This is a genomic window from Mesorhizobium sp. M7A.F.Ca.ET.027.03.2.1 (assembly GCF_003999175.1).
Lineage (GTDB): Bacteria > Pseudomonadota > Alphaproteobacteria > Rhizobiales > Rhizobiaceae > Mesorhizobium.
Genome location: NZ_RZOM01001549.1, coordinates 1 through 956 on the forward strand (window position 1 = coordinate 1; position 956 = coordinate 956).

2 protein-coding genes are annotated in these 956 nt (G+C 64.0%); both read right to left on the reverse strand.

Annotation, left to right across the window (positions count from 1 at the left end; translation table 11 throughout):
• Nucleotides 1-480 (reverse strand): DMT family transporter (locus EN750_RS36350; RefSeq protein WP_145968285.1); only part of this gene is annotated, 480 nt, incomplete at its 3' end.
• Nucleotides 477-956 (reverse strand): molybdopterin cofactor-binding domain-containing protein (locus tag EN750_RS36355; RefSeq protein ID WP_145968286.1); only part of this gene is annotated, 480 nt, incomplete at its 5' end. The genes EN750_RS36355 and EN750_RS36350, both read right to left, overlap by 4 nt.

Here is a 956-nt window from a genome sequence, read left to right on the forward strand (position 1 = left end):
CGTCAGTTCCGGCCAGGAGATGATCAGCACGCCGACCAAGCCGACCGCGACCGCACTCCAGCGATAGACACGGATGGCCTCGCCGAGGAAGATGGAGCTGAACACCACCACCAGCAGCGGCTGCGCGTAGTTCAGCGTGATCGCTTCCGGCAGCGGCAGCCGGGTCAACGCAAAAAAGCCGAGCCCCATGGCGCAGACGCCGACAAGGCCGCGGGCGATGTGGTTGAACGGACGGTTGGTGGTGAAGGCAGTGCCGAGTTCTTTCCTGAAGGCCAGGAAGGCGATGATCGGGAAGATAGCGAAGAAAGAGCGGAAGAAGACAATCTGGCCGGCCGGAACCGTGCCTGCGGCTTTGATGCAGGTCTGCATGCCGACGAAGACCGCCACCGACACGATCTTGAACATGATGCCGGTTAGCGTGTTGTGCCCGCCGGCATCATTGCCGGCTGTGGCCGGGGGGCTGCCGGGGCCTGCTGTCACGCTCCCGACGCTTCTCGGATGGTCGCCCAGATACGCGCCGGCGTTGCCGGCATGTCGATGTGCTTGACGCCATAGGCGCGCCAGAGCGCGTCAGTCACCGCATTGAGTGCCGCCGGCGTCGAGCCGATGGTGCCGGCCTCGCCCGCGCCCTTGATGCCGAGTGCATTGGTGGTCGAAGGCACGTTGCGGGTCTCGAAATGGAAGAACGGGAAATTGTCGGCGCGCGGCATGGCGTAATCCATGAAGCTCGCCGTCAAAAGCTGTCCGTCCTCGCCATAGATGGTGTCCTCGGTCAGTGCCTGGCCGATGCCTTGCACGACGCCGCCATGCACCTGGCCGGCGAGCAGGATCGGGTTCACGGTGACGCCGAAATCGTCGACGATGGTGTAGCGGACGATCTCGGTCGCGCCGGTGTCGGGATCGATCTCGACCTCGCAGATATGAGTGCCGTTGGGATAGGTGCATTCGTCCTGCAC